This is a genomic window from Daejeonella sp. (genome assembly GCF_044348475.1).
In the GTDB taxonomy this organism is placed as follows: Bacteria; Bacteroidota; Bacteroidia; order Sphingobacteriales; family Sphingobacteriaceae; genus Daejeonella.
On the sequence record NZ_JBIKSU010000002.1, the window covers coordinates 65,689 to 91,499 of the forward strand.

25 protein-coding genes are annotated in these 25,811 nt (G+C 35.7%); 22 read left to right on the forward strand and 3 right to left on the reverse strand.

Annotated features, from left to right (window positions below; translation table 11 throughout):
- Together ACIQZ6_RS01170 and yihA are read right to left on the reverse strand one after the other, a co-directional pair.
- Nucleotides 1-861, reverse strand: coding sequence for a UbiA-like polyprenyltransferase (locus tag ACIQZ6_RS01170; RefSeq protein WP_395807360.1), 861 nt, complete (start codon nucleotides 859-861; stop codon nucleotides 1-3).
- 72 nt (nucleotides 862-933) lie between these two features.
- On the reverse strand, nucleotides 934-1,536 hold the full coding sequence (gene yihA / locus ACIQZ6_RS01175) for a ribosome biogenesis GTP-binding protein YihA/YsxC (protein ID WP_395807362.1): 603 nt from the start codon (nucleotides 1,534-1,536) through the stop codon (nucleotides 934-936).
- Between the two features lie 139 nt (nucleotides 1,537-1,675).
- Between yihA and ubiE the strand changes: the two genes are divergently transcribed.
- From ubiE to ACIQZ6_RS01280, 21 genes are all read left to right on the forward strand, one after another.
- Nucleotides 1,676-2,407, forward strand: a complete 732-nt coding sequence (gene ubiE / locus ACIQZ6_RS01180) for a bifunctional demethylmenaquinone methyltransferase/2-methoxy-6-polyprenyl-1,4-benzoquinol methylase UbiE (protein WP_395807364.1) — start codon at nucleotides 1,676-1,678, stop codon at nucleotides 2,405-2,407.
- A complete protein-coding gene (locus ACIQZ6_RS01185) occupies nucleotides 2,404-3,147 on the forward strand; it encodes an outer membrane beta-barrel protein (RefSeq protein ID WP_395807366.1) in 744 nt (247 codons plus the stop codon). The genes ubiE and ACIQZ6_RS01185 overlap by 4 nt, the downstream gene beginning before the upstream one ends.
- Nucleotides 3,148-3,188: 41 nt before the next feature.
- Nucleotides 3,189-3,944, forward strand: coding sequence for an SDR family NAD(P)-dependent oxidoreductase (locus tag ACIQZ6_RS01190; RefSeq protein ID WP_395807368.1), 756 nt, complete (start codon nucleotides 3,189-3,191; stop codon nucleotides 3,942-3,944).
- A gap of 110 nt (nucleotides 3,945-4,054) precedes the next feature.
- Nucleotides 4,055-4,507: a GatB/YqeY domain-containing protein gene (locus ACIQZ6_RS01195; protein ID WP_395807370.1), complete on the forward strand. Its 453-nt coding sequence runs from the start codon at nucleotides 4,055-4,057 to the stop codon at nucleotides 4,505-4,507.
- 118 nt (nucleotides 4,508-4,625) lie between these two features.
- The gene (locus tag ACIQZ6_RS01200; protein WP_395807372.1) at nucleotides 4,626-5,384 is read left to right on the forward strand and encodes an alpha/beta fold hydrolase; all 759 of its coding nucleotides are present in this window, start codon (nucleotides 4,626-4,628) and stop codon (nucleotides 5,382-5,384) included.
- A 9-nt stretch (nucleotides 5,385-5,393) separates the two neighbouring features.
- Nucleotides 5,394-6,056, forward strand: coding sequence for a CBS domain-containing protein (locus tag ACIQZ6_RS01205; protein ID WP_395807374.1), 663 nt, complete (start codon nucleotides 5,394-5,396; stop codon nucleotides 6,054-6,056).
- A gap of 9 nt (nucleotides 6,057-6,065) precedes the next feature.
- Nucleotides 6,066-6,950 (forward strand): NAD kinase, encoded by an 885-nt coding sequence (locus ACIQZ6_RS01210; protein WP_395807376.1) that lies wholly within the window; start codon nucleotides 6,066-6,068, stop codon nucleotides 6,948-6,950.
- A 15-nt stretch (nucleotides 6,951-6,965) separates the two neighbouring features.
- The gene (locus ACIQZ6_RS01215; protein WP_395807378.1) at nucleotides 6,966-7,754 is read left to right on the forward strand and encodes a DUF6089 family protein; all 789 of its coding nucleotides are present in this window, start codon (nucleotides 6,966-6,968) and stop codon (nucleotides 7,752-7,754) included.
- 274 nt (nucleotides 7,755-8,028) lie between these two features.
- On the forward strand, nucleotides 8,029-8,769 hold the full coding sequence (locus ACIQZ6_RS01220) for an isoprenyl transferase (protein ID WP_395807380.1): 741 nt from the start codon (nucleotides 8,029-8,031) through the stop codon (nucleotides 8,767-8,769).
- Between the two features lie 61 nt (nucleotides 8,770-8,830).
- Nucleotides 8,831-11,374: an outer membrane protein assembly factor gene (locus ACIQZ6_RS01225; RefSeq protein ID WP_395807382.1), complete on the forward strand. Its 2,544-nt coding sequence runs from the start codon at nucleotides 8,831-8,833 to the stop codon at nucleotides 11,372-11,374.
- Between the two features lie 92 nt (nucleotides 11,375-11,466).
- The gene (locus tag ACIQZ6_RS01230; RefSeq protein ID WP_395807384.1) at nucleotides 11,467-11,997 is read left to right on the forward strand and encodes an OmpH family outer membrane protein; all 531 of its coding nucleotides are present in this window, start codon (nucleotides 11,467-11,469) and stop codon (nucleotides 11,995-11,997) included.
- A gap of 40 nt (nucleotides 11,998-12,037) precedes the next feature.
- Complete coding sequence (locus ACIQZ6_RS01235; RefSeq protein ID WP_395807386.1) at nucleotides 12,038-12,589, forward strand: OmpH family outer membrane protein; 552 nt, start codon at nucleotides 12,038-12,040, stop codon at nucleotides 12,587-12,589.
- Between the two features lie 127 nt (nucleotides 12,590-12,716).
- Nucleotides 12,717-13,523 (forward strand): glutamate racemase, encoded by an 807-nt coding sequence (gene murI / locus ACIQZ6_RS01240; RefSeq protein WP_395807388.1) that lies wholly within the window; start codon nucleotides 12,717-12,719, stop codon nucleotides 13,521-13,523.
- Nucleotides 13,524-13,592: 69 nt separating this feature from the next.
- Nucleotides 13,593-14,663 (forward strand): NADH-quinone oxidoreductase subunit H, encoded by a 1,071-nt coding sequence (locus ACIQZ6_RS01245; RefSeq protein WP_395807390.1) that lies wholly within the window; start codon nucleotides 13,593-13,595, stop codon nucleotides 14,661-14,663.
- Between the two features lie 60 nt (nucleotides 14,664-14,723).
- Nucleotides 14,724-15,311, forward strand: a complete 588-nt coding sequence (locus ACIQZ6_RS01250) for a 4Fe-4S binding protein (RefSeq protein ID WP_395807392.1) — start codon at nucleotides 14,724-14,726, stop codon at nucleotides 15,309-15,311.
- Entirely contained in the window at nucleotides 15,311-15,844 is a 534-nt protein-coding gene (locus tag ACIQZ6_RS01255; RefSeq protein WP_395807394.1) for an NADH-quinone oxidoreductase subunit J, read from the forward strand. Before ACIQZ6_RS01250 ends, ACIQZ6_RS01255 begins: the two co-directional genes overlap by 1 nt.
- Nucleotides 15,841-16,146, forward strand: a complete 306-nt coding sequence (gene nuoK, locus ACIQZ6_RS01260) for an NADH-quinone oxidoreductase subunit NuoK (RefSeq protein ID WP_395807396.1) — start codon at nucleotides 15,841-15,843, stop codon at nucleotides 16,144-16,146. Before ACIQZ6_RS01255 ends, nuoK begins: the two co-directional genes overlap by 4 nt.
- Nucleotide 16,147: 1 nt before the next feature.
- A complete protein-coding gene (nuoL, locus tag ACIQZ6_RS01265; protein WP_395807398.1) occupies nucleotides 16,148-18,187 on the forward strand; it encodes an NADH-quinone oxidoreductase subunit L in 2,040 nt (679 codons plus the stop codon).
- Nucleotides 18,188-18,242: 55 nt separating this feature from the next.
- On the forward strand, nucleotides 18,243-19,838 hold the full coding sequence (locus tag ACIQZ6_RS01270) for a NuoM family protein (protein WP_395807400.1): 1,596 nt from the start codon (nucleotides 18,243-18,245) through the stop codon (nucleotides 19,836-19,838).
- A complete protein-coding gene (locus ACIQZ6_RS01275) occupies nucleotides 19,835-21,322 on the forward strand; it encodes an NADH-quinone oxidoreductase subunit N (RefSeq protein ID WP_395807402.1) in 1,488 nt (495 codons plus the stop codon). Before ACIQZ6_RS01270 ends, ACIQZ6_RS01275 begins: the two co-directional genes overlap by 4 nt.
- A 115-nt stretch (nucleotides 21,323-21,437) precedes the next feature.
- Nucleotides 21,438-23,339, forward strand: coding sequence for an amidophosphoribosyltransferase (locus ACIQZ6_RS01280; RefSeq protein ID WP_395807403.1), 1,902 nt, complete (start codon nucleotides 21,438-21,440; stop codon nucleotides 23,337-23,339).
- Between the two features lie 89 nt (nucleotides 23,340-23,428).
- Here the strand turns inward: ACIQZ6_RS01280 and ACIQZ6_RS01285 are convergent, their stop codons facing one another.
- Nucleotides 23,429-24,058: a LysE family translocator gene (locus ACIQZ6_RS01285; protein ID WP_395807405.1), complete on the reverse strand. Its 630-nt coding sequence runs from the start codon at nucleotides 24,056-24,058 to the stop codon at nucleotides 23,429-23,431.
- A 145-nt stretch (nucleotides 24,059-24,203) separates the two neighbouring features.
- On the opposite strand from ACIQZ6_RS01285, the gene ACIQZ6_RS01290 reads away from it, so the two are divergent.
- On the forward strand, nucleotides 24,204-25,811 hold the full coding sequence (locus tag ACIQZ6_RS01290; protein WP_395807407.1) for an MFS transporter: 1,608 nt from the start codon (nucleotides 24,204-24,206) through the stop codon (nucleotides 25,809-25,811).

Sequence of the window (25,811 nt, forward strand, 5' to 3'; positions counted from 1 at the left end):
TTAAATTTGATTTCTCAGGTAAGCATCAAGTAAAAAGAAGACAGCAAATACAACTGATGCAATGCCATTGGTTGTGAAAAAAGCACGATTTACTTTCGAAAGATCATTTGGTTTTACCAATTGATGCTGATAAATCAGTAAAATGATAAAAAATAATACACCTGCCAAATAGAACCATGACAAGTCTGAAACGATATAGGGCAGCGTTACGAATATCACAGCAAGAATGTGAAATACAGACGATACATTCAGTGCTTTTTTCTTTCCTAGCCAGGCAGGAATAGAGTTTAGATTGTTTTCCCTGTCAAATTCTTCGTCCTGAAGTGCATAAATAATATCAAATCCACTAACCCAGCATAATACGGCCAGAGAAAAATATAGAGGAAGCATGGCAAATTCTCCAGCTACAACTAAATAAGCTCCTATAGGTGCCAAGGCAAGCCCCAGACCCAGAATAAGATGGCATAGTGGAGTAAATCTTTTGGTAAAACTGTAGCCGAGTACAACAGCGAGTGCTATTGGCGAAAGATAAAAGCAAAGTTTATTGATGAGTAAAGTAGTAAGAATGAAAAGAATACTGTTTACGATAGTGAATATCAAGGCTTCATTCGAACTAATTTTTCCTGAAGGGATATCACGTATAGCTGTTCTCGGATTTCGGGCATCAATTGCACTGTCTAAGTACCTGTTAAATGCCATTGCTGCATTTCTTGCAAAGATCATACACAATACCATCAACACTAGTTTTAGCCAGTTAAACTCTTGATCGGTTACTGCAATGGCAAGAAAAAAACCAATAAAAGCAAACGGCATTGCAAAAATTGTGTGAGCAAATAATACCAGAGAAAAATATTTTTTCATTTGCAACTTTGTATTTAATTGAGCCGTTCTTAAAATGAATTAAACTTGATAAAATTCTAAGATCGAATAGATTTAACGGGTAAACGACTTATTGAGCTCATTGATAAAATTAAGAATTTCATCACGACCCTGCTGATTTTCTGCTGAAGTAATGTAATGCATAGGCACTTCCTCAAATATTTCTAATAATGATTTCCTAAATTTAGCGACATTCTGATCAGATTTAACATGTGATTGTTTATCTGCTTTTGTGAAGATCAGTTGGAAGGGAAGGCCGTTCTCTCCAAGCCAGGAACAGAACTCAATATCGATTTTTTGAGGATCAAGTCGGCTATCAACTAGAACAAAAACACATTGTAAATTTTCACGGTTTCTGAGGTAAAAACTAATGAATTTCTGCCATTCACCCCGGTTGCTTTTAGATGTTTTTGCATATCCATAGCCTGGAAGATCTACAAGCTGCCAGTTTTCATTGATCAAAAAATGATTGATCAGTTGGGTTTTACCTGGTGTTTGTGAGGTTTTTGCAAGCCCTTTTTTCTGAACAAGCATGTTGATCAAAGAAGATTTTCCTACGTTTGATCGGCCAATAAAGGCATATTCTGGTAATTCAGGAGGAGGTAATTTATCTGTCCTGGTATTACTGCATTGAAATTCTGCGCTTTTGATGATCATTTGACAAAGGTAGAATATTGACCGCAATGTTTTAAGATTGAATCTTTAATTCAATCTGTTCAGGGTCATTTTACTTCTATATTATTCGAAAAGGAATAATAGCTTCATTATCTCAATGCTTAATCCATTATCTTTGCATATGTCTAAAACTGTACGTCCTTATCAGAATTCGGATGCTACCAAGAAAGAGCAGGTAGCAAGTATGTTTAATAATATTTCTGGAACTTATGATTTCTTAAATCATTTTTTATCATTCGGTATTGATATGATTTGGAGGAAAATAGCTATCAGGGAGCTTATAAAAGATAAACCCGCGTACATATTAGATGTAGCTACAGGTACTGGCGACCTTGCTTTTGAGGCAATTCAAACTCTAAATCCAGATAAAGTTATTGGGATAGATATTTCAGATGGTATGCTGAGCATTGCCAGGGAGAAGATTCTGAAAAGAAATATGCAGGATAAATTCGAAGTTCGCCTAGGTGATTCTGAAAAACTTCTTTTTGAAAAAGACACTTTTGATGCGGTGACCGTGGCATTTGGTGTGCGTAATTTCGAAGACCTTGAAAAAGGCCTAAGTGATATGCTCAGGGTATTAAAACCTGGAGGCAAAGCCGTAATTTTGGAATTCTCAAAACCAAAGGTGTTTCCGGTTAAGCAGGCCTATAATTTTTATTTTAAATATATAACCCCTACCGTTGGTAGGATTTTTTCTAAGGATAGTAGCGCTTATACCTATCTGCCTGAGTCTGTTGAGGCATTCCCTGATGGTGATAAATTTAAATCTTTAATGCAAAAAGTTGGTTTTCTTAATACTAAATTTCGCCCTTTAACGTTTGGAATTTGTTCCATTTATATCGGTTCTAAATGAAGAAGCTTATACTGCTTTGTATACTTTCCCTGTTTTTGTTTAAAAGTTCAATTGCACAAAATAACTGGGGCGGAGGTGTAGATGATGAACAACTACACTTTGGATTTAAGTTTCAATTTGTATCATCAGAATATAAGATACAGAAAGTAGAGAATTGGAAAGGCCCCTTTATAGATTCTTTCGATGGGCTTCCTATGATTAATAGCCCGCTCAGAAGCTTAAGTTCTCCTGTTACACCTGGTTTTGGCTTAGGCTTTGTTTCTGATTATAGACTTGGCAATAACGCGAATGTACGATTTACCCCGGGTATGGTTTTTGCAGATGTCACTGTAAACTATGAATATGAAGATCCAAGCCTCTCTAATAGTAGAACAATACAGGGAACACTGATAGATCTGCCTTTGGGGATAAAATTAAAATCAGATAGAAGAAAGAATTTTAGGGCTTATGTTCTTGGAGGTGCAAAATATTCTATAGATATAGTTTCAAAAAAGAAAACCGATGATATCGCCTTAAGTCCGGAGGCCAAGTACTTAAAGAGTCTTAAAAATACCGTTTGGTATGAAGCAGGTATAGGTTTCGACCTGTATTTTGAATTTTTCAAATTGTCACCCGAAATCAAATTTTCACAATCTAGAAAAAGCGTGTTAAAGGATAATGATAGATTAGAAAATCCGTATACCGCACCAATTAATAAGCTTTTTTACAGGAATATACAGTTCAGCTTATTTTTTGAATAGCATTCCGCAAGAATTGATTAATTTCGAATTTTATAATCATTATGTCTAAAATAGCATTAATAACCGGAGCAACTGCCGGAATTGGCGAGGCTTGCGCAAATCTTTTTGCGCAGCAAAATTATGACCTTATTCTCACAGGACGCAGAACTGCGCGCTTAGATGCCCTAGCCACTCGACTTGTGTCAGAATATGGTATCCGTGTTAATATTCTTACTATGGATGTAAGAAATAAAGAGGAAGTTGAAAAGCTTGAAACTTTATCTGACGATTGGAAGAAAGTAGATTTACTGATTAATAATGCAGGACTTTCTCAAGGTATGGATCCAATTAATTCTGGAAGTACTACAGATTGGGAGGTGATGATTGATACAAATATCAAAGGTCTTTTATATGTTACCAAACTTGTATCCAACTGGATGATACAGCATGGATCTGGTCATATCATAAACATCGGATCTATTGCAGGAAAAGAAACCTATTTAAATGGGAATGTTTATTGCGCTACAAAACATGCCGTAGACTCTTTAAATAAGGCTATGCGGATTGACCTTTTGCCACATAAAATAAAGGTAACTGCAATACATCCCGGTGCGGTTGACACCGAATTTTCGGAAGTTAGATTTAAAGGGGATAAAGATCGAGCTAAAAAAGTTTATGATGGATATGAGCCTTTGCATGCACAAGATATTGCTGAAACAATTTGGTTTGCTGCTTCACGTCCTGCTCATGTAAATATTAATGATTTGCTGGTAATGCCTACTGCTCAGGCAAGCACTTCACACCTTTTAAGGGAATAATCCAACACTAGATCGTAGGATTGCGTGTATTTTTTTAATATTTAACTTCAACTAATTAGGATTGTGTAGTTTTGATAAAATTACTAACCAATTATTAACCAATTTAGGCAATGTCTCTTCAACAAACTATTGATCAGGATATAAAATCTGCCATGCTGAGTAAAGACAGTGAACGTCTTCGGGGGCTAAGGGCCATTAAAGCTGCATTGCTTCTTGCCAAGACAGAAAAAGGCGCAGAAGAAGGTATATCTGAAGAAATGGAGGTCAAGGTTCTTCAAAAGCTTGTTAAACAGCGCAAAGAGTCTGCTGATATTTATCAGGCACAAAATCGGCCGGATCTTTATCAGATTGAAAATGAGGAATTATTGGTTATTGAAGCCTATCTGCCTCAGCAAATGGATAGACTTGCCATAACTTTACACATTAAAGATGCAATTGTTCGTACAGGTGCTAACACGATGAAAGATATGGGTAAAGTAATGGGTATCGTAAACAAGGAGTTATCTGGTAAGGCAGACGGAAAAACCATTTCGGAAGTGGTTAAAGAAATCTTGGGTAATTAAAAAAATCTAATCCTGATTTTTAATGCTTATTTTTCAGTATTAAATTAAGTTTTTATATTGATTTAAGATTCAGACTTATATCTTAGCATGTAAAACGATATATGTACTTAACAATTATATGGAGTTCTCGATAAAAGAAGAAAACGGTTTTAAATTTATTGATGAGGGTGAAGGCGAGGTGCTTATATTGCTTCATGGCTTAATGGGAGCACTTAGTAACTGGACTGACGTAGTAAATGATTTTAAAAAAGATTACAGAGTAATCATTCCTTTATTGCCTTTATATGATCTTCCACTCCTCACAACCGGGGTTAAGTCTTTGGCAAAATTTGTTCATAAATTTGTTAAATATAAAAAGCTAAAGAATTTTACTGTTTTAGGTAATTCACTTGGCGGCCATGTTGGATTGATATATACCTTAAGCCATCCTGAAGAAGTAAAATCTCTTGTTTTGACTGGCAGCTCTGGACTTTATGAAAATGCATTTGGAGGCTCTTTTCCGCGTCGTGAAAGCTATGATTTCATAAAAGAAAAAGTTGAATTTACATTTTATGATCCTGCAACTGCCACTAAAGAGTTAGTAGATGAGGTTTACCAGATAGTTAATGACAGGATTAAAGTGATTAAGATACTGGCAATGGCTAAGTCTGCTATCAGACATAACATGTCTAACGATATTCATATGATTAAAGCTCCTGTCTGTTTAATATGGGGTAGGGACGATAAAATTACACCACCTGAGGTTGCACTTGAATTTCATGAGCTTTTGCCTGATTCTGAATTGAATTGGGTAGAAAAATGTGGACATGCTCCAATGATGGAACGACCGATTGAATTTAATGCCCATTTAAAAAAGTTTTTAGATCGCATTTATTAGACTTGTACTATGTATGCACATGAACTGATATCTGATGCCATACGGCCGGTCAGAACTGCTGATACCATTCAGAAGATTATTGACAGGATGGCTGAGTTCCGTGTAAATCATTTTCCAATTGTTGATGGCAATCAATATATCGGACTTATTTCTGACTACGACTTACTCGATGAGCATGATCATTCACTTCTTGCAGGCCAGCTTATTTTATCTCTTTACAGGCCTTTTGTATCTGAAGATCAGCATATTTATGATGTCATTCGTCTATTATTTGAACAGAAATTAAGTCTTGTTCCTGTTCTTGATTCGAATAAGAATTATAAGGGTTCAATTTCAATTAATGCAATTATTGAGCACTTAGCCACAATTACATCTGCAAACAACCCCGGTGGGATTATTGTTCTTGAGGTTGATAATAGAAACAATTCTTTATCCCATATTGCACAGATTGTAGAATCCGACAACGCCCAAATACTTAGTTCTTTTGTTCAGTCTTTTCCAGATTCAACTAGACTTGAAATTACGCTCAAGCTCAATCGAACAGAGATATCATCTATAATAGCCTCATTTCTAAGGTATGATTATCATGTAAAGGCCACCTTCAATGACTTAAAATCTGACGATGGTACAACGAACAGATATGATCAACTTATGAATTACCTTGATATTTAATAAATCAACATGAAGATTGCAATTTACGGCAGGCAATTCAATAATACTGTATTGCCGCATGTTCAACAAATATTCAATATTCTTGCCGAGCAAAATATAGAAACGCTTGTTCATGATAAATATAATCACTTCATATCGGGGAAAATATTCTTCCCAAAGAAGTTCCAGATTTATAGAAATTACCAAGACCTGATATCATCTGACGTTGATGTCATGATTAGCCTTGGAGGAGACGGAACATTACTCGATACGGTTACCCTGATACGTGATTCAAATATTCCTGTGATTGGGATTAACTTTGGCAGGCTTGGATTTTTAGCAAGTATTAACAAGGATGATATATCATCTGCAATTAATAGCCTGATTAATAAAGAGTATACACTTGATAAGCGCGTTCAACTTTGTATTGAATCTGAACTGAATTTATTTGGCAATGAAAATTTTGCTTTGAATGATGTGACCATTCATAAGCGTGATACTTCAGCAATGATGATTGTTCATGCGTATTTAAATGGTGATTTTTTGAATTCATACTGGGCAGATGGATTGATCGTTGCAACACCTACAGGTTCTACTGCTTATTCTCTAAGCTGTGGAGGTCCAATCATATTCCCTGGCTCCGGAAATATGGCTGTTACTCCAATTTCTCCGCATAATCTGAATGTAAGGCCTATAGTCTTATCAGACACCAATATCCTTTCGTTTGAAATTGAAGGACGGAGCTCAAAATACCTCTTAACTTGTGATTCACGAACCGAAGTAATAGATACTTCCATAAAAATAAGCGTGAAAAAGGCTGATTTTGGAATAAATTTAATTAGGCTTAATAATGAAAACTATTTATCTACGTTAAGGAATAAATTGCTTTGGGGAATTGATACCAGAAATTATTGATGTTCAATTGTAATCATGCGTAGATTAATACTTATTGCACTTTTCTCACTTAGCTTTACATTTGCTTCTGCACAGACATGGGAAGCTGGCGGATTTTTGGGAAGCTCCGGTTATATGGGAGACATCAATCCTGTAAAGCCCTTTAAGTTTACTGATTTCGCTTTTGGTGCCCAATTAAAAAGAAATTTTGACGGTTATTGGTCAGCAAAGCTCGCTTTTATGCAGGGTAAGTTGCAGGGAAATGATGCCAATACATCTAATTTAAACCAAAGACAAAGGAACCTCAACTTTTATTCTCCAATTTCAGAGCTTTCTTTACAAGTTGAGTTCAATCTTTTCAAATATTTGTCTGGTGGTGATAAGTACGGTTATGGATCACGAAAAATAAGTCCGTATTTATTCCTAGGTGTTGCGGGATTCTCATTCAATCCACTTACAGAATTTCTCGGAAACGAAATAGAACTAATTGCCGTTCAGACTGAAGATGTTGCGTATAAAAATAATGCAATAAGTGTCCCATATGGCACCGGGGTAAAATATAACATTCGTGGAAATTTAAATTTGATTGGAGAAATTGGTTATCGAACAACCTTTACAGATTATCTGGATGATATTAGCGGTAGATATCCTGATTTTACAGTAATCACACCTAAAAGTCCGATATCACAGCAGTTGTCTGATCGATCAGTAATTGCCCAAATTCCGGGAAATCAGCGTGGAGATTTCAGGCCACGTGATACATACATGTTTGCTGGAATTAGCCTGACCTATACTTTTGTGTCTAGTAAATGCCCTACTTTTTAATGTACGGATATGAAATCTGTCATTAAATTAATTACAAAAGGCTCTCGCAATTTTCATAAAATACTTTATGCCCTTTTAGCTGTGCAGACTTAATTTAATTCTTATTTTTATGTGTCATGCTCTTTTTAATTCATGTAGTAGAATAACATAATTAAGTCATAACTTTGCATTTCCAAAATTTGAAACAATTTTTAAGCTTAATTATTAAAATTTTATTTTAAACAGGCAATTTTTCTGTTTTAAATGGTACTAATTTTAATGTTAATAGGAGTCAATGAGTTTACTTGAACAGATAGATAAAGACCGTTTGCCTCAGCATTTGGCAATTATTATGGACGGAAATGGCCGTTGGGCCAAGGAGAAGGGTAAACTGCGTGTTTTTGGACATCAAAATGGAGTTTTGGCTGTTCGGGATACGGTAGAGGGTGCTGTAGAACTTGGAATTAAATTTTTAACTCTTTATGCATTTTCTACTGAAAATTGGAATCGACCTAAACTTGAAGTAATGGCACTTATGGAGCTATTAGTTTCTACAATTAGTAAAGAGACCAAAACCTTGATGGATAATGGTGTTCGTTTAAATGCTATTGGAAATTTAAATTCCCTTCCAGATAGGTGCCTTCTTCAGTTGCAGGAAACGATGAAAAAGACCGCTGGGAACACTAATTGTACACTGACACTTGCCTTAAGTTATAGTTCAAGATGGGAAATTACCGAAGCTGCGAAAAAAATTGCAGTTAAGGTCAGAGATGGTGAATTGAAAGCAGAAGATATTACTGAAGAAATGTTTGCTCACCACCTTACTACAGCAGATATGCCTGATCCTGAACTTATGATTCGAACAAGCGGGGAGTACAGAATAAGCAATTATTTGTTATGGCAAATAGCCTATAGCGAACTATATTTCACTTCAAAATTATGGCCCGATTTTAGAAGGCAAGATCTTTTTGAAGCCATTGTAGATTATCAGAAACGTGAAAGACGCTTTGGAATGACCAGTGAGCAGCTGAACTAATTTCACTTTTAACACTTTTTAACAAGCGATTAGCTTATTTTAGCACCGTTAAATACACCAAATGAACCGTATTCTCATACTATTTATATTACTAATATCTGGCACTTCTGCAATGGCCCAGTTTGGAAGAACAGGAACGCCAACACCCACAAGGACCACTTCTAATGATGAGTTAAGCTATCTTAATCCTAAAGAAATGGTTATAGGTGGTACCCTTGTTAGCGGCACCCAATTTCTAGATAAGGATGTTTTAATTACCATTTCAAAACTTACTAAGGGCGACAGGATAACTGTTCCTGGTGATGCCACCTCTAATGCAGTTAAGAACTTGTGGGCTCAAGGACTTTTTGACGATGTAAAATTGAATATTGCTGAGATTAGATCTGACACCATCTTTTTTGAGATCGCTGTGATAGAGCGTCCTCGTTTAACTAGGATTGAATTAATTGGATTGAAAAAAGGTGAGGTAACTGATGTGAATGAAAAATTGAATGATAAGACCGGCAAAGTTGTTAATGAGAATTTACTAAAAACTACAACCGATATCATTAAAAAGCATTTCACTGAAAAAGGATATCTGTTTACTGATCTAACAATTGTTCAGCGAAAAGATACAGCAGAGGCTAATAATATGATTCTCGATATTAAAGTTGAGAAAAATGATCGGGTAAAAATAAGCGAAGTATTATTTACTGGAAATAAGGACTTTAAAAATAAGACGCTAAAAAAATATTTAAAAAAGACTAAAGAGAAAGCTATCTATAAAGTATTTGGCTCAGGAAAGTTTCTTCAGAATAAGTATGATGAAGACAAACTAAAAATGATCGCTAAAATGCAGGAAAAAGGGTATAGAGATGCAGAAATAATAAAAGATACAACTTACCGTACAGGAAATAGCACTATAGGCGTGAAGATTGATCTTTACGAAGGTCCTAAATATTATTTTGGTAATGTTACCTGGGCTGGGAATGCAAAATATTCAACCAAAATATTGGATGCAATACTTGCAATCAAAAAGGGGGAAGTTTTTAGCGAAAAGAAATTAGATAGAAAATTGTCTAATAGCCCTGGTGGTGATGATGTTTCATCTCTTTACTTGAATGATGGATATCTTACTTTTACTGTAGATCCGGTTCAAACTAAAATATATGGTGATACAATTGACCTTGAAATAAGGATGTATGAAGGCCCGCAGTACACCATAAATAAAATAATGGTAAAAGGCAATGAGTTGACAAATGATAAAGTTATTCTTAGAGAAATTCGTACTAAACCGGGACAGAAATTCTCAAAAGAACTAATTGTGCGAAGTACTCGTGAGATTGCTCAGTTAGGAAACTTTGATGATACAAAGACTGACCCTAAGCCGATTAATATAAATCCTAATGATGGAACCGTAGACATTGAATATAATGTAGTTGAAAAGCCTTCTGATCAGATTGAACTATCTGGTGGTTTTGGTGGAGGTCGTGTTGTGGGTACGCTAGGTTTGACTTTTAATAATTTCTCGGCACGAAATCTATTTAATACCAGTGCTTGGAAACCATTGCCTAAGGGCGACGGTCAAAAACTAAGTATCAGGGGGCAAACGAATGGAAAATATTACCAGTCGTATAGTTTTTCATTTTCAGAGCCATGGTTAGGAGGTAAAAAACCGATCTATTTTGGAATAAGTGCTTTTACATCACTTCAATCTAACGGACTTAGAAATACAGATTTTAATCAGCAAAAAATCCGTTTAAATGGTGTGACCTTCTCATTGGGTCAGCGTTTAAAATGGCCAGATGATTATTTTCAGGCTAACACTTCAATTAATCTGCAACAGTATATCCTGAATAATTATAACCAGTTTATATTTTCAACCGGTAATTCTTATAATTTTAACTTAACACAAGAATTCAGTAGGAATTCCGTAGATGCACCAATATTCCCAACTTCAGGTTCAAATTTAAAGTTAACTGTTCAGGCAACTCCTCCATTCTCTTTGTTAAACAACAAAAATTATGCTGTTGCCACTGATAAAGAAAAGTATCGTTTTACGGAGTATCATAAGTGGAAATTTGAATCGCAATGGTTTCAGAGAATTTATGGTAAATTAATTTTAAAAGCACAAGCTCAGTTTGGATTTCTTGGGATCTATAATCAAGCAGTTGGTCAATCGGCTTTTGAACGATTTAAACTTGGGGGTGATGGTATGCAAGGATTCGATTTTCTTCAAGGTTCAGAAATCATAGCCATGCGTGGATATGCTAATAATGCAGTTATTCCTGCCGGATCAAATCCAACCATTGCTCAGGGTTCAGGAAGTCCGATCTTTAATAAATATGTTCTAGAGGTGCGTCACCCTATCACAGCCAGTCAAACTGCAACAATTTTTGTTCTTGCATTTGCTGAAGGTGGTAATACCTGGAATACATTCAGAGAATTTGCACCTTTCAATATAAGACGTACTGCAGGTATTGGTGCCAGAGTGTTCTTGCCAATTTTTGGATTACTTGGTATTGATTATGGCTTTGCATTTGATAAAATACCTGGTGTGCCCGATAATGGAAGAAACCCTTTCACGTTTAGTATCTCACAAGCAATGAATGGAGGCTTCAATTAATTGGTATTAATGGGTAATAGCATATCTTTAGTTTTTATAATTAAAAATCTACTATTAATTCGTAAGCTAATTCAAGAAACAATTATATACAAATGAAAAAAATCGTTATTATCGCATTATTATTAGTTCTTTCAAGTTTGGGAGGATATGCACAACGATTCGCGTATGTAGATAGTGATTATATCCTGAAGCATATTCCGGAATATAATTCTTCTCAAAAGCAGCTTGATGCATTATCTTCACAATGGCAGAAGGAGGTAGATGTTAAATTTGCTGGTATTGAACGAATGTTTAAGGCATATCAGGCAGATCAGGTTTTACTAACTGATGAAATGCGTAAAAGTCGTGAAAACGAAATTATAGAAAAAGAAAAGGAGGCAAAGGAATTTCAGCGATTGAAATTTGGATTTGAAGGTGAACTTTTTCAGGTTCGTACAAAATTGATCAAGCCAATTCAGGATCGTGTTTCTAAAGCTATTCAAGCAGTTGCTGATGCGCAGCAATTGGATATGATATTTGACAAAAACAGCGAAATTACGCTATTGTATGCGAGTCCGCGTTTAGATAAAAGTAATGATGTAATAACTAAGCTTGGGTATAAGCCAGGTACTACTAATAAATAAGATCTCACTAATCATAAACAAAAAATAGAATACAGAAAAAATGAAAAATTTATTAAAAATAGGAGTGATTGCAGTTGGAATGGTTCTTACATTTAATTCGGCAAATGCTCAGCAAAAATTTGGACACATTAATTCAGCTGATCTTTTACAAGCTATGCCTGAAATGAAAACAGCCGATGCCAGTTTTCAGACCTATGCAAAAGCAAAGCAAACCTCATTAGAGTTGATGGGTGCAGAGCGCCAAAAATTAGTTACTACTTACGAAGAAAAATACAAAACATTAAGTGAGGCTAATAGAGCTACTTTAGAAAAAGAATTGACTACGTTAGGAGCTACTATTCAGGATCTAGAGAAACGTATTACTGAAGCGCAGGAAAAGGCTCAGGAAGAATTAACAACCAAGCGTACCGAATTGTATACTCCGGTTTTTAAAAAGGCTGAAGATGCAGTTAAATTGGTTGCAAAAGAAAAAGGGTTCGCCTATGTGTTTGATGTATCACAACCTGGAGTTGTGTATTTTGACGGTGGTGAAGATTTGATCAATGTGGTTAAAACAAAGCTTGGAATTGCAATTGCGCCTGCTACAAAATAAATAAGCTAAAGCTAAAAAAAAATGCGAAGCTCAAGCTTCGCATTTTTTTTTGACCAATAATTTATAGCTTGCCTATTATATGTAACCTTCAAGTTGATGGATAAAAATAATAACCTATTTTTGAAGCATGAGTTCAGCACTACCCATTGGAATTTTTGATTCCGGTATCGGAGGCCTTACGGTAGCAAACGCAATCCGGAAGATATTGCCAAATGAGCAAATAATTTACTTTGGTGATACCGCGCATATGCCCTATGGTGATAAATCGCCAGAAGCTATTAAATTTTACAGTCTTAAGATTGCTAAATTTTTGCTTGATAAAAATTGCAAGTTGATTCTTATCGCTTGTAATACTGCCTCTGCGCATGCCTTTCATGAATTAGTTCATTTTTTAGGTAATCAGGTTCCAATTATTAACGTGATTGACCCTGTGGTCGATAAAATGGTCAAATCGCGAATTCATGGCCGAATAGGGGTGATTGGTACAAAGTCAACTATTCGTTCTGATATTTATGCTCAAAAATTTAAGGCAATTGATCCGTCAATCCAGGTTTCTTCACTTCCAACTCCTTTATTGGCACCAATGATAGAAGAAGGGTTTTTCAATAATAATATCAGTAAAACGGTCATTAATTCTTATCTGTCTTCCAAAAAATTAAAAAGGATTGATAGCTTAATCCTTGCATGTACCCATTATCCATTAATAAAGCCAGAAATAGCTTCATATTATAATGGAAAAGTAGAAATAATTAATACGGCTGAGATTGTTGCAGAGTATCTCAAAAATCAATTAACAAGTCTTAATTTACTCAATGAGGGTGTTCCAAAAAAACATCAGTTCTTTATTTCTGATTATACTCCATCTTTTGCGCGAAGTACCCAGCTTTTTTTTGGCGAAAAGATACATTTGTCATATAAACCAATCTGGGATTAAGTTTAAAACTATGATTTGCACTGCATTTTTAAGCAGATTATGTAAGTTTGCGTACATAAGCCCGATAAATTGAATTTCTATCTGACATATGTATTGGTTGCAAGCGCACTATTTGCATTTACTGCACTTTTTACCTTGTTTGCACTGTATTCTGAGCGAAAAATATCTGCCTTTATACAGGATCGTTTAGGACCTATGGAGGTTGGAAAGTATGGTTCATTACAAGCATTTGCCGATATTTTAAAAATGCTGCAAAAGGAGTTTATTATTCCAACTGCCGCCGATAAAATCCTTTTTATTCTTGCTCCGATAATTATTTTTGTTTCTGTTTACCTAGGTTTTGCTGCTTTGCCATGGGCTCCGGGGCTTATTCCCGCCTCCTTAAACCTTGGAGTTTTTTACATTTTTGCTATATTATCAATAGAAACGCTCGGAATTTTAATGGCAGGTTGGGGTTCAAATAATAAATATGCTTTATTAGGGTCAATGCGCTCAGTAGCTCAGATGGTGTCTTATGAAATTCCGGCCGGTATTTCCCTTTTGTCGGTAGTGATGATTTCTCAGTCCTTAAACCTCCAAGAGATAACGATTAGGCAGGGAATACTCAGTTCAGAAGCTGTAAATTTTCTTGGAATTTGGGATGTTAAGGCTATTGGAGGTATTCTTTCATGGAATGTTTTTCAAGCGCCGCATCTTATACTTGCCTATATCATCTATTTTATTGCCTCTCTGGCTGAATGTAATCGTGCTCCCTTTGATATTCCTGAGGCAGAATCTGAATTGATTGGTGGTTTTCATGTAGAATATTCGGGTTTGAGGTTTGCCTTTATATTTTTAGCCGAATATTCTATGATGTTTTTAGTTGGAATGATAGGTGTGGTACTCTTTTTGGGTGGCTGGAACAGCCCTCTGCCTAATGTAGGGTCTGTTTCACTAGCAAACTGGACAACAGGAATAGGTTGGGGTATTTTTTGGATACTCTTTAAAACGTTAAGCGTTGTAGCCATACAAATATGGATTAGGTGGACGCTACCACGTTTTAGGGTAGATCAGTTGATGAGTTTTTGCTGGAAAATATTAACACCTCTAGCATTTTTATGTATGCTTATTTCTGGAATATGGCGCTTAACAATGATGTAAAATCATTGATTTTAAATCAAAAATAATTGGAGTCGGGTTAGTTCCCTAAATCCAGATAACATGATAAAGAAAGTATTAAATGGTTTCAAAACAGTTTTTAAAGGCTTAAGATTAACGCTTAGACATTTCTTTGCTGCAACAGAAAGTAGAAAAGTGAAGGCTATATCAGATCCTGATTATTTTGCTCAAAATTCTGGAATAACTACGATTCAATATCCGCATGTTCAACTACCTGTACCAGAGGTTGGTCGTTATCAGTTGGATGTTGAGATGGATGATTGTATTGTATGTGACCTTTGTGCAAAGATCTGTCCTGTAGATTGTATTGACATAGAAAGCATCAAGTCAATCGAAGCTATTGGTAAAACTTCGGATGGTACTACTAAAAGATTGTATGCCGCAAAATTTGATATTGATATGGCAAAATGTATGTACTGTGGTTTATGTACTGTTGTTTGTCCAACAGAATGCATTGTGATGACCGATACTTACGATCGCAGTATGATCGACCTGAATGAAATGACCTATAAATTTTCAGATATGACAGCTGCAGAAGCTGATGAAAAGCGTTTGGCATTAGAGCAATTAAATGCGGAACGATTCGCTGCAAAACAAGCAGCTTTGCAACAAAACACAGAAAATAAATAATGAATACAGAACAACTGATCTTCTACTTTTTTGCTGCATTGCTGCTGATATCTGCATTAATGGTTGTTACTATGCAGAATTTGGTAAGAAGTATTTTCTTGTTTTTTGTCTCTCTTTTTTCTTTAGCAGCCTTGTACGTGTTTGCACTTGCAGATTTTATTGCAATTACTCAAGTTGTAATTTATGTTGGAGGTGTTCTTGTTTTGATGTTATTTGCATTTATGCTTTCAAATAAGGAATTGCTAAATTCTCTTCAGCCCATTAAAACAAGCTTTAAATTTTATCAAGTTATGGGCATATTTATCTGCCTTGCATTTTTATTTATTTTGGTCAGTTTAAATTTACAAATAGATTTTTCTGCGTTAAATTGGATAAAATCATCCAATACTATCAAGGAAATAGATAATACTACTCACAACATTGGTATACTCAGTATGACCAAATACCTACTTCCATTTGAAGTATTGTCTGTTTTTTTAATGATGGCTTTAATAGGGGCTGCACATTTAGCAAGAAAGGACAAGAAGATATGATTCCTTTAAGTCATTTTTTGATCATAAGTGCCGGTCTTTTCTGTATTGGCTTATATGCAGTGTTGACTAAAAAAAATGCCATTCAAATTTTAATAGGAATTGAGTTTATGATCAATGCCGCAGTATTGAATTTTGTAGCTTTTGGCAAATTTGATCAAGTAAATGGTGGGGGCCAGCTTTTTGCATTATTTGCAATTGTACTTGCAGCTGCAGGTGTTGCAGTAGCACTAGCAATTATTTTAAATGTTTATAAACATTTTAAAACGATTGATCCTTCAAAAATTGATAAGCTGAAAGATTAAGATGGAAGAAATTGAATTTTCAGGCTTTGTTGGTTTAATTTCACTGCTGGTGATTTTGTTGCCATTATTTTCGTTCCTGTTAATTCTTGCCGGTAAAAAAGGAAAGGGAGCTAATCTTGCTCTAATTAATAGCTCAATATCATTCATTCTTTCAGTTTATCTTTTCTATTTTATTTGGAATAAACAGCCTATACATTACCAAATTCCTTGGTTTTTAATTGGAGATATTGAATTTAAAGCAGGTGTATTATTGAATAATCTTTCTGTATTAATGATAACCTTGGTTTCAGGTATCTCAGTACTAGTGCATATCTATTCAAGATCATACATGAAAGGTGATCTTAATATTCATAGGTATTGGGCTTATTTGGGCTTGTTTTGTTTTTCAATGCTTGGCCTGGTTATTTCTGACAACCTTTTATTGATTTATTTATTCTGGGAACTAGTTGGGTTTTCTTCCTTTCTGTTAATAGGTTTTTGGTATACCAAACCAATTGCTTCTCAGGCTGCCAAAAAAGCTTTTATCATGAACCGTATCGGTGATATTGGTTTCCTACTTGGAATAATAATCATTTTTAGCCAGTTCCGCACACTTGATATTACTGCACTTTTTGGTGATATCGGGCTCGTGAAAGCATCTTTGTTTGATAAAGGATTATGGATAAGTGCTTCCCGGCAGATGCCTGAAGTATGGCTCAGTATTGCGGGTTTAGGCTTTTTTATTGGCGCTATGGCAAAATCTGCCCAGTTTCCACTGCATACCTGGCTCCCTGATGCGATGGAGGGCCCAACTGCTGTTTCCTCGTTAATTCATGCTGCTACAATGGTTGCTGCCGGTGTTTTCTTAATTGCTAGGGTCTATCCTGTTTTTGATCCTTTTGTATTGAATAGTATGGTTTGTATAGGTGCATTTACTGCATTCATGGCGGCAACAATTGCGATCTCTCAAAATGATATTAAACGTATTCTTGCTTATTCAACTATTTCTCAGCTTGGATTTATGGTCATGGCCCTTGGAATAGGTGCATATTCTGAGAGTATTTTTCACTTAGCCACGCATGCTTTTTTTAAATGTTTACTTTTTCTTGCAGCTGGTTCTGTAATTCATCAGCTTCATCACTATCGCAATGAGTATAGCCTTGATTTAAATTGTCAGGATATTCGGTTAATGGGAGGACTTAGAAAAGGGATGCCAATTACTCTAATTGGAATGTGCCTGGCCTCAGCAGCTCTTATTGGCTTACCACTTAGCTCAGGTTATTTATCAAAGGATGCTATTCTTATCGCCGCTTTTGAATGGGCCGGATCAAGAAATGGAATATACAAAATGATACCCTATGCAATGGTTATAACAAGCTGGCTTACTGTTTTTTATATCAGTAGATTGGTTTTTAAAGTATTTTTTTCTGCACCAAAACAAATGAGTAGGGAACAGGCTGATCAAATTCAGGACGCGCCAAAGCAAATGTCCTATGTATTATTGATTCTTGCTTTTTTCTGTTTATTTTTTGCCTTTTCATTGAATCCGCTTTCATTTGAAAGCTCATGGCTTTGGAATGGGTTTTCGTCTAGCTTATTTCAAAAGGTGAAACTTTACCATTGGCTCATTCCAATGATCCTTAATATTGGAACCGTAGTACTCATTTTTACAGCCTATAAAATTTATGTAAAGAATGATGGTATGTCTATTTCTGAAAAAAATATTTTTCATCGGTTTTTTAAGCAGGAATGGTATCTGAATCAACTTTACAGGTATTTATTTACTGTACCTGTTGAAAAATTTTCAAGAGTATGCTATTGGTTTGACAGAAACATTATCGATGCACTGGTATTGAAATCTGCTACATTGATTAACATATTATCAGCAATTACTCATTGGTTCGACAGAATCCTAGTTGATGGCTTTGTGAATGCATTAGGAACATGTGCAAAATGGATCGGAAATTTTTCACGTAATTTTCAGACCGGTAAATTGCAGCATTATCTTATATCAATGCTATTGGTTGTGCTCTCATTTTTTATTCTAACTTATTTTATATGATCTTAATCAAATCATTCAACACCGCTATGCGGATTTCGGAAGGGACCAATTAACTATGTTATCACTATTGATTTTTTTGCCGCTTATTGCCGCATTGTTCATTTTGATCTTGCCATCGCGATTCCAGCAACACTATAAATACATTGCACTGGGAGTGAGTGTGATTCAATTTGTAATGAGTCTGTTCATTTATTTAAAATTTAATAGCGCTGCATTTGCTGCGGGTATTAATAAAGAATCTCAATACCAATTGGTTGAAAAACTTCCATGGATTCGTTTAAACCTGGGCAATATTGGCAACCTTGAAATTGATTATTTCTTGGGTATTGATGGCTTGTCTATGCCATTTTTGATCTTGTCTGCCCTTGTTACCTTTGTAGCAACCTTGGCATCTTGGCAAATTAAAACAAAACTTAAGGCCTACTTTTCACTATTTCTATTGTTGAACACGGCCATAATTGGTGTTTTTTGCGCATTGGATTTTTTCCTGTTTTATATTTTCTATGAATTAATGCTTTTGCCACTTTATTTTCTGATTGGAATGTGGGGTGGAATTAAAAGGGAATATGCTGCCATTAAGTTCTTTTTATACACCCTATTTGGTTCTGTGTTTATGCTGCTGGTTATAATAGGTTTATATTTTTCTGTTATTAATCCTGCAACAGGTAATCATACCTTTAATATGATCTTGATGATGGACCCATCGAACTATTCTGATGGATCTATTTTTTCAGCTATAGCTGCAAAAAACTTGTTTGGTATTTCAGCTAGATTACTTGCTTTCATTGTTTTGTTTGTTGCATTCGCAATCAAAGTGCCAATAGTACCACTGCATACTTGGTTGCCTGATGCGCATGTTGAAGCTCCAACACCGATTTCAATAATTCTTGCAGGCTTACTGCTAAAGGTTGGTGGTTATGGTATGATCAGAGTTTGCTACAGCATTTTTCCCGACTCAGCAATGTTATCTGCCTGGTGGATTGGTCTTATCGGCATCGTCTCCATTATTTATGGTGCATTGAATGCGCTTGCTCAAACAGATCTTAAACGACTGATTGCTTACTCTTCAGTATCCCACATGGGATTTGTACTGCTTGGAATTGCATCTTCAACAACCGAGGGTGTAAGTGGTGCCATGCTTCAAATGATTAGTCACGGTGGTTTATCAGCTATGCTATTCTTCCTGGTAGGAATGATTTATGAGCGTGTACAAGACCGACAGATTGCAAATTTCAGCGGATTAGCAGAAATTATGCCTCAGTTTACAGCGTTTGTCATCGTCGCTTTTTTCGCATCCTTGGGTTTACCTGGTTTTTCTGCATTTATGGCCGAAGCCTTCACTTTAATTGGTGCCTTTACTTCTGAGCAGGTAAATGGACTTATTCCTCGTTGGATGTCTGTAGTGGCTTCAATAGGAATTCTGTTGAGTGCTGCCTATTTTCTCTGGACCTTACAGCGTATGTTCTTTGGGCAGCTGCGCTTAAAGGGAGCTGCTGATTGGCTTTCCAAACTTAGTGATGTTAATGCACGTGAAAAATTAGCATTAATACCTCTGGTAGCATTGGCTTTAGCACTCGGGATTTTTCCTTCTTTGCTATTTGATAAAATGAATGCTTCTGTTTTAGCCTTTATTCAATTAATTTCTGGATGATGAACGAATATTTACCGTTAATATCTTCTTCAATTAATGATACGATTGCAAGCTTAACGTATTTTCAGTCTGAAGCAACCTTGGTGATTGGATTCCTTTTGGTGATTTTGTCAGACCTTTTTTTATCGAAACGATTTTCTCAGTTAAGTTTTGGTTTAACACTTGGTGTTTTATTGATTGTATTGGTTCAAAGTTTTGCATTCCTGAATGTAGAAAACACGCCTTTATTTGGTGGAATGGTAATCATGGATCATCTTTCCATTCTCTTTAAGATTCTTTTTTGCCTGGTTAGTTTGTTGTTTGTTTTGTTTATCAGGTATAATCGTTCCCTGCTGGCTCATGAAAAAGGCACTGGTGATCTTTATGCTATTCTCTTGGCTGTTCATCTTGGAATGAATTTAATGGCCATGTCAGCTAATTTACTAATGGTATTTATGGCTTTAGAGATGGTGTCTTTGGGATCTTATTTAATGGTAGGTTATATTTCGCGCGATCAAAAACAAAGTGAGGCATCTATGAAATATGCTTTATTTGGTGCAGTATGTTCTGCTATTATGCTTTATGGGATGTCGCTTTTGTATGGATTTACAGGTAGCCTTTATCTGAATGATCCTGCGTTTATTTCCGGATTAAATAATATTCCGCCCATGGCTTTAGGCCTTGCCTTGACCATGGTACTGGTTGGAGTCGCGTTTAAATTAGCTGTTGTGCCGCTTCATTTTTGGGCACCCGATGTTTATGAAGGAGCACCAACGCCGGTCACTGCTTTTCTGTCTACAGCTCCAAAAATTGCTGGTTTTGCCCTGCTAATTAAGTTTATTGTGTTAATTAATGCCCTTGATCATCCATTTTTAGACATTAAATTAATACTAGCTTCAATAGCTATTGCAAGTATGGTGCTTGGAAACTTTGCTGCAATTTGGCAAAATAATACGAAACGTATGCTTGCTTATTCATCAATAGGGCATACCGGATTTATGTTTATGGCTCTGTTTGTAGCCCCTGGTCAGGGATATCATACACTTATTTTTTACATGTTTATTTATGTGATCATGAATATGGCAGCATTTTTAATTGTAGATGAGATTGAGGAACAAACCGGGAAACAAAATCTGGAAGACTACAGGGGGCTTGGCCGGCAATTTAGTGTGTTAATGGTTTGTTTTGTGTTTGTTTTAGTTTCCCTAACAGGTTTACCTCCTACCGTTGGTTTTACCGCAAAGTTTTTAGTATTCTCAACTGCATTGGATGCCTATAACTCATCGGGTTCATTGATAATTTTGGTAATGATAATACTAGCAGCGATTAGTACCCTGGTATCTTTATTCTACTATTTTAAAATTCCTTTAAATGCATATTTAAAAGAATCAATTAGTTCTGATGTAAGAATTGCTAATACGGCCAAAGCTTATCTTGGCATGTTTTTAGCATTTTTATTACTTCTACTACTAGTTTTTCCTTCACTAATTCAACAATTCCTTTGATTCTGAAGCCTATGTATACTTCTTTTGAATTAATACGATTGGCTGATGATTTTCAGCATTTTTTCCTTGGCTTCTTAGGGATTAAATATCTATTTTTGAAATCTCAGAACTACTTATGAGTGATCAAATCAAACATGAGTGCGGAATCGCACTTATCCGTCTTTTAAAGCCCTTATCTTATTATCAGGAAAAATATGGTACCGCCCTGTATGGTTTGAATAAATTGTATTTGCTGATGGAAAAACAGCATAACAGAGGGCAGGACGGAGCGGGTATTGCAACGATCAAACTAGATGTAAAACCCGGCAAGCGCTATATCAGTCGCCATCGGGCAATGGGAGCGAATGCGGTTGCAGAAATCTTTGAGTATGTTCAAAAAAAGTTTGCCGATGTTCACAAAGAAAGCCCTGAACTTCTGCAAGATACGGATTGGCTGAAAGAGAATATCAGCTTTACTGGTGAAGTACTCATGGGTCATTTGCGCTATGGAACTCATGGCAAAAATAGTATTGAAAGTTGTCACCCCTTTTTACGCCAGAATAACTGGATGACCAGAAACCTGGTAGTAAGTGGTAATTTTAATATGACCAATGTTGATGAACTCTTGGAACAGTTATTTGAATTGGGACAGCATCCCAAAGAAAGAACAGATACTGTTACCGTCCTTGAAAAGATTGGACACTTTTTAGACGATGAGAATCAGATATTGTTTGATAAATACAAAAATGAAGGCTTCTCTAATGAGGAGATCAGCCACCAGATTGCAGAGCATATTGATGTAGCTTCGATCCTGAGACGTTCTGCTAAGACTTGGGATGGTGGATATACAATCAGCGGTATTTTTGGTCACGGTGATGCCTTTGTAATGCGTGACCCTGTAGGAATCAGGCCAGCATTCTACTATCATGATGATGAAATTGTAATTGTTACTTCTGAACGGCCAGCCATACAAACTGCATTTAATGTTCCTTTAGAATCAGTAAAGGAAATTAAACCTGGTTATGCCCTAATCATTAAAAAGAATGGAAAGGTAACTGAAGAGCAGTTTAGAGAACCTGAAGAACAAAAATCATGCTCATTTGAGCGGATCTATTTCTCAAGAGGAAGTGATGCCTCCATTTATAAGGAACGAAAACAGCTTGGACTCAATCTTTGCCCGCAGATATTCAATGCCATTAAGGATGATCTTAAAAACACGGTATTTTCTTATATTCCCAATACGGCAGAGGTAGCTTTCTATGGGATGGTTGAGGGTGTTCATAAATATTTAAGAGATTTTCAAAAAGATACTTTACTAAATAGAGCCGACAAAATATCCGATTCTGAACTTGAAGATGTATTGAACCTGACTGCCAGAATAGAAAAAATTGCAATAAAGGATGTTAAGCTTAGAACGTTTATTACCCAGGATGCTGATAGGCAGGATATGGTTGCACATGTTTATGATACAACCTACGGACTGATCAATAGAGGTGCAGATAACCTAGTAATTCTAGACGATTCGATTGTTAGAGGTACTACCCTTAAACAAAGTATTCTAAAAATCCTCGACCGTTTAGGCCCTAAAAAAATAATTGTAGTTTCTTCTGCCCCACAGATCAGATATCCGGATTGTTATGGGATAGATATGTCAAGAATGGGAGAGTTTGTTGCATTTGAAGCGACCATATCTTTGTTGAGAGAAAGCGGAAGAGAAGATGTAATTAAACGTGTTTATAGTAATTGTATTGAATCAGAAAAGCTAGGAAATAAACAGGTAAAAAATTATGTTCAGGAAATATACAGCCAGTTTACAGATCAGGAAATATCAGACAGGATTGCTCAGATCATCACTCCAAAAGATATAAAAGCTGAAGTGAAAGTTATTTATCAGACGATTGAAAATCTTCATAAAGCCATTCCATCTCATTTGGGCGATTGGTATTTCTCTGGCAACTACCCAACACCGGGTGGGAATAAGGTAGTGAATAAAGCCTTTATGAATTGGGTAGAAGGAAAGAACCAAAGGGCTTACTAAATTATTGAAAATTGGGATCTTTGTTCAATTTTTGATTTTTATGAATTGAATTCTGATTTTATTTATTGGCCAATAGAGTTCTTTTGGAGCTAAATTAGTGAATGTCCACTAAGCAGGTTGTAGATTATTCTTGCTGCAAATAGTAGGATAAGCGCTCCTGCAATTTTATTGAGATTAGAAATCATCTTTTCTTTGATCTTATACCTTAATTTATTTGCATAATAGGCTTTCAGCACATCCAAGCTAAATTGTGTGATCAATATTGAACCGTAAAATGGAAGGATGTCAACAGGTTTTATTTTTCCTGACATTGAAATTACTCCACTTGTAACACTCAACCAATAGAGTAAGATTGCCGGATTAAAAATACACATGAAAAAGCCCTTGAGAAAATAACCCGTATAATGTCTTTTAGACGCGTTTTCCTCATAATTGACCTTAACTTTTTTAAACAAATAGTAAAGTCCTATACTGAATAAGATAATGCTTCCAGCTATTCCTATCTGCATCCTGTACATGTTTTCTAAGGCCAAAAAGGAAGTTCCATAAATGGTGAGAGCAACATAAAACATATCGCAGACTACCACGCCGGCTGCTAATGAAACTCCTGCGTTGAAGCCTTTTTCTATACTGGTTTTAATCAGCGCAAAAAAAACTGGTCCAGTTAAAAAAGAAAGTACAAATCCCAAACTAATTCCTGAGATGATCGATTCTATCATTCCGAATTTTTATTCATTTATTGAAAGTACAAATTAACTTAAAATCAAAGAATTTTACTGTATCAATGATAAAAACATTTAAAACTTAGAGATATGAGAAAATTAATTTATGTTAGATAATTATTTAAAACATACAAAATTAGATATGGATAACAATTCACAAAAAAATTATGCTTCAGCATTATATACGCTGATTACAGTGTTTTTCTTCTGGGGTTTTTTGGCTGCAAGTAATGGTATTTTTATCCCATTCTGTAAAACCCACTTTAATTTAACACAATTTGAGTCGCAGTTAATTGACTTTACCTTTTATGGAGGTTATTTTATTGGCTCTCTTATTTTGTTTTATGCCTCAAAAATTATTAAAGTTGATATCCTGAATAAGTTAGGGTACAAGAACAGTATTGCTTTAGGTCTTGTTATTTCGGCAGGTGGGGCATTAATGATGATTCCTGCGGTTGACTCAGGTTCTTTTTCATTCATACTGACTTCTTTTTTCTTTGTTGCCATTGGATTTTCACTTCAGCAAACTGCTGCAAATCCATTTGTTGTGGCATTGGGTAGTCCGGTTACTGGTGCTAACCGATTGAACTTAGCTGGTGGCGTGAACAATTTAGGTGGTATTTTAGGCCCTATAGCCGTGAGTGTCATTCTTTTTGGTACTGCAACGGCTGCAGCTCCAAAGGAAGTTGAAATTTCGTCAATAAATACACTCTACTATATTTTAGCAGGTCTATTCCTTGCAGTTGCACTATTCTTCTGGGTTTCAAAACTTCCTAAAGTAACAAGCGATGAGAAAGTAGAAGCAAGTGGAAAAACAAATCTGCCTTTATTTATTATTTTCGTGGCATTCCTATTGATCCTTGCTGCAAATCCTATTGCAGTTGCTACGGGTGTAGATATTTCAGTATTGGTTTATCTTTCTTTGTTCATAATGATTGTGACCTTATTATTATCACTAAAAGCAGCAGGAAAAGATAAGACAGGCTGGGGTGCTATGGGTTATCCTCAACTTATTCTAGGGATGATCGCAATCTTTACTTATGTAGGCGTTGAAGTTACTATACAGAGCAATATGGGGGCCTTGTTGCAGTTGCCTGAATTTGGAGGTTATTCTGATTCTGAAATCGCTCCATTTATTTCACTTTATTGGGGAAGTATGATGATTGGTCGCTGGACGGGTGCTGTAAGTGCATTTAAACTGTCAAAAACTACAAAAACCATTCTTACCATCGTAATGCCTTTCATTGCATTCTCATTAATTTTATTTGTGAATCATTTAAACGGCACTTCAGTTCAGCAGTTTTTTATCTATGGAGTATGTCTGGTTATTTTGATTGCCGGATTTTTCTATAGTCAGGATAAGCCTGCTAAGACGCTTTTAACCTTTGGTGTTTTAGGAGCGGTGGCAATGGTTATTGGGCTATTGACTACGGGTCAGGTTGCTATTTATGCATTTCTTGCCGGTGGGCTTACATGTTCCATTATGTGGCCATGTATTTTTGCACTTGCTATTACAGGTTTAGGTAAATACACTTCTCAGGGATCTGCATTCCTTATCATGATGATCTTAGGTGGTGCGATTATTCCTCCAGTGCAGGGAATTCTTGCAGATACCAGTGGTATTCACTTCTCCTATATCATTCCTTTCTTATGTTTTGCTTATTTGGCCTACTTTGCTATCAAAGTAAGCTCAGAATTGAAAAAACAAGGAATTGATGTGAGTAAACTTGACGTAGAAGCATCGCATTAA

What these genes read in the sequence shown, in the direction of transcription:
- ACIQZ6_RS01170 (WP_395807360.1), bottom strand. Translation starts at nt 861, where the DNA reads ATGAAAAAATATTTTTCTCTGGTATTATTTGCTCACACAATTTTTGCA.
- yihA (WP_395807362.1), bottom strand. Translation starts at nt 1,536, where the DNA reads ATGATCATCAAAAGCGCAGAATTTCAATGCAGTAATACCAGGACAGAT.
- ubiE (WP_395807364.1), top strand. Translation starts at nt 1,676, where the DNA reads ATGTCTAAAACTGTACGTCCTTATCAGAATTCGGATGCTACCAAGAAA.
- ACIQZ6_RS01185 (WP_395807366.1), top strand. Translation starts at nt 2,404, where the DNA reads ATGAAGAAGCTTATACTGCTTTGTATACTTTCCCTGTTTTTGTTTAAA.
- ACIQZ6_RS01190 (WP_395807368.1), top strand. Translation starts at nt 3,189, where the DNA reads ATGTCTAAAATAGCATTAATAACCGGAGCAACTGCCGGAATTGGCGAG.
- ACIQZ6_RS01195 (WP_395807370.1), top strand. Translation starts at nt 4,055, where the DNA reads ATGTCTCTTCAACAAACTATTGATCAGGATATAAAATCTGCCATGCTG.
- ACIQZ6_RS01200 (WP_395807372.1), top strand. Translation starts at nt 4,626, where the DNA reads ATGGAGTTCTCGATAAAAGAAGAAAACGGTTTTAAATTTATTGATGAG.
- ACIQZ6_RS01205 (WP_395807374.1), top strand. Translation starts at nt 5,394, where the DNA reads ATGTATGCACATGAACTGATATCTGATGCCATACGGCCGGTCAGAACT.
- ACIQZ6_RS01210 (WP_395807376.1), top strand. Translation starts at nt 6,066, where the DNA reads ATGAAGATTGCAATTTACGGCAGGCAATTCAATAATACTGTATTGCCG.
- ACIQZ6_RS01215 (WP_395807378.1), top strand. Translation starts at nt 6,966, where the DNA reads ATGCGTAGATTAATACTTATTGCACTTTTCTCACTTAGCTTTACATTT.
- ACIQZ6_RS01220 (WP_395807380.1), top strand. Translation starts at nt 8,029, where the DNA reads ATGAGTTTACTTGAACAGATAGATAAAGACCGTTTGCCTCAGCATTTG.
- ACIQZ6_RS01225 (WP_395807382.1), top strand. Translation starts at nt 8,831, where the DNA reads ATGAACCGTATTCTCATACTATTTATATTACTAATATCTGGCACTTCT.
- ACIQZ6_RS01230 (WP_395807384.1), top strand. Translation starts at nt 11,467, where the DNA reads ATGAAAAAAATCGTTATTATCGCATTATTATTAGTTCTTTCAAGTTTG.
- ACIQZ6_RS01235 (WP_395807386.1), top strand. Translation starts at nt 12,038, where the DNA reads ATGAAAAATTTATTAAAAATAGGAGTGATTGCAGTTGGAATGGTTCTT.
- murI (WP_395807388.1), top strand. Translation starts at nt 12,717, where the DNA reads ATGAGTTCAGCACTACCCATTGGAATTTTTGATTCCGGTATCGGAGGC.
- ACIQZ6_RS01250 (WP_395807392.1), top strand. Translation starts at nt 14,724, where the DNA reads ATGATAAAGAAAGTATTAAATGGTTTCAAAACAGTTTTTAAAGGCTTA.
- ACIQZ6_RS01255 (WP_395807394.1), top strand. Translation starts at nt 15,311, where the DNA reads ATGAATACAGAACAACTGATCTTCTACTTTTTTGCTGCATTGCTGCTG.
- nuoK (WP_395807396.1), top strand. Translation starts at nt 15,841, where the DNA reads ATGATTCCTTTAAGTCATTTTTTGATCATAAGTGCCGGTCTTTTCTGT.
- nuoL (WP_395807398.1), top strand. Translation starts at nt 16,148, where the DNA reads ATGGAAGAAATTGAATTTTCAGGCTTTGTTGGTTTAATTTCACTGCTG.
- ACIQZ6_RS01270 (WP_395807400.1), top strand. Translation starts at nt 18,243, where the DNA reads ATGTTATCACTATTGATTTTTTTGCCGCTTATTGCCGCATTGTTCATT.
- ACIQZ6_RS01275 (WP_395807402.1), top strand. Translation starts at nt 19,835, where the DNA reads ATGATGAACGAATATTTACCGTTAATATCTTCTTCAATTAATGATACG.
- ACIQZ6_RS01280 (WP_395807403.1), top strand. Translation starts at nt 21,438, where the DNA reads ATGAGTGATCAAATCAAACATGAGTGCGGAATCGCACTTATCCGTCTT.
- ACIQZ6_RS01285 (WP_395807405.1), bottom strand. Translation starts at nt 24,058, where the DNA reads ATGATAGAATCGATCATCTCAGGAATTAGTTTGGGATTTGTACTTTCT.
- ACIQZ6_RS01290 (WP_395807407.1), top strand. Translation starts at nt 24,204, where the DNA reads ATGGATAACAATTCACAAAAAAATTATGCTTCAGCATTATATACGCTG.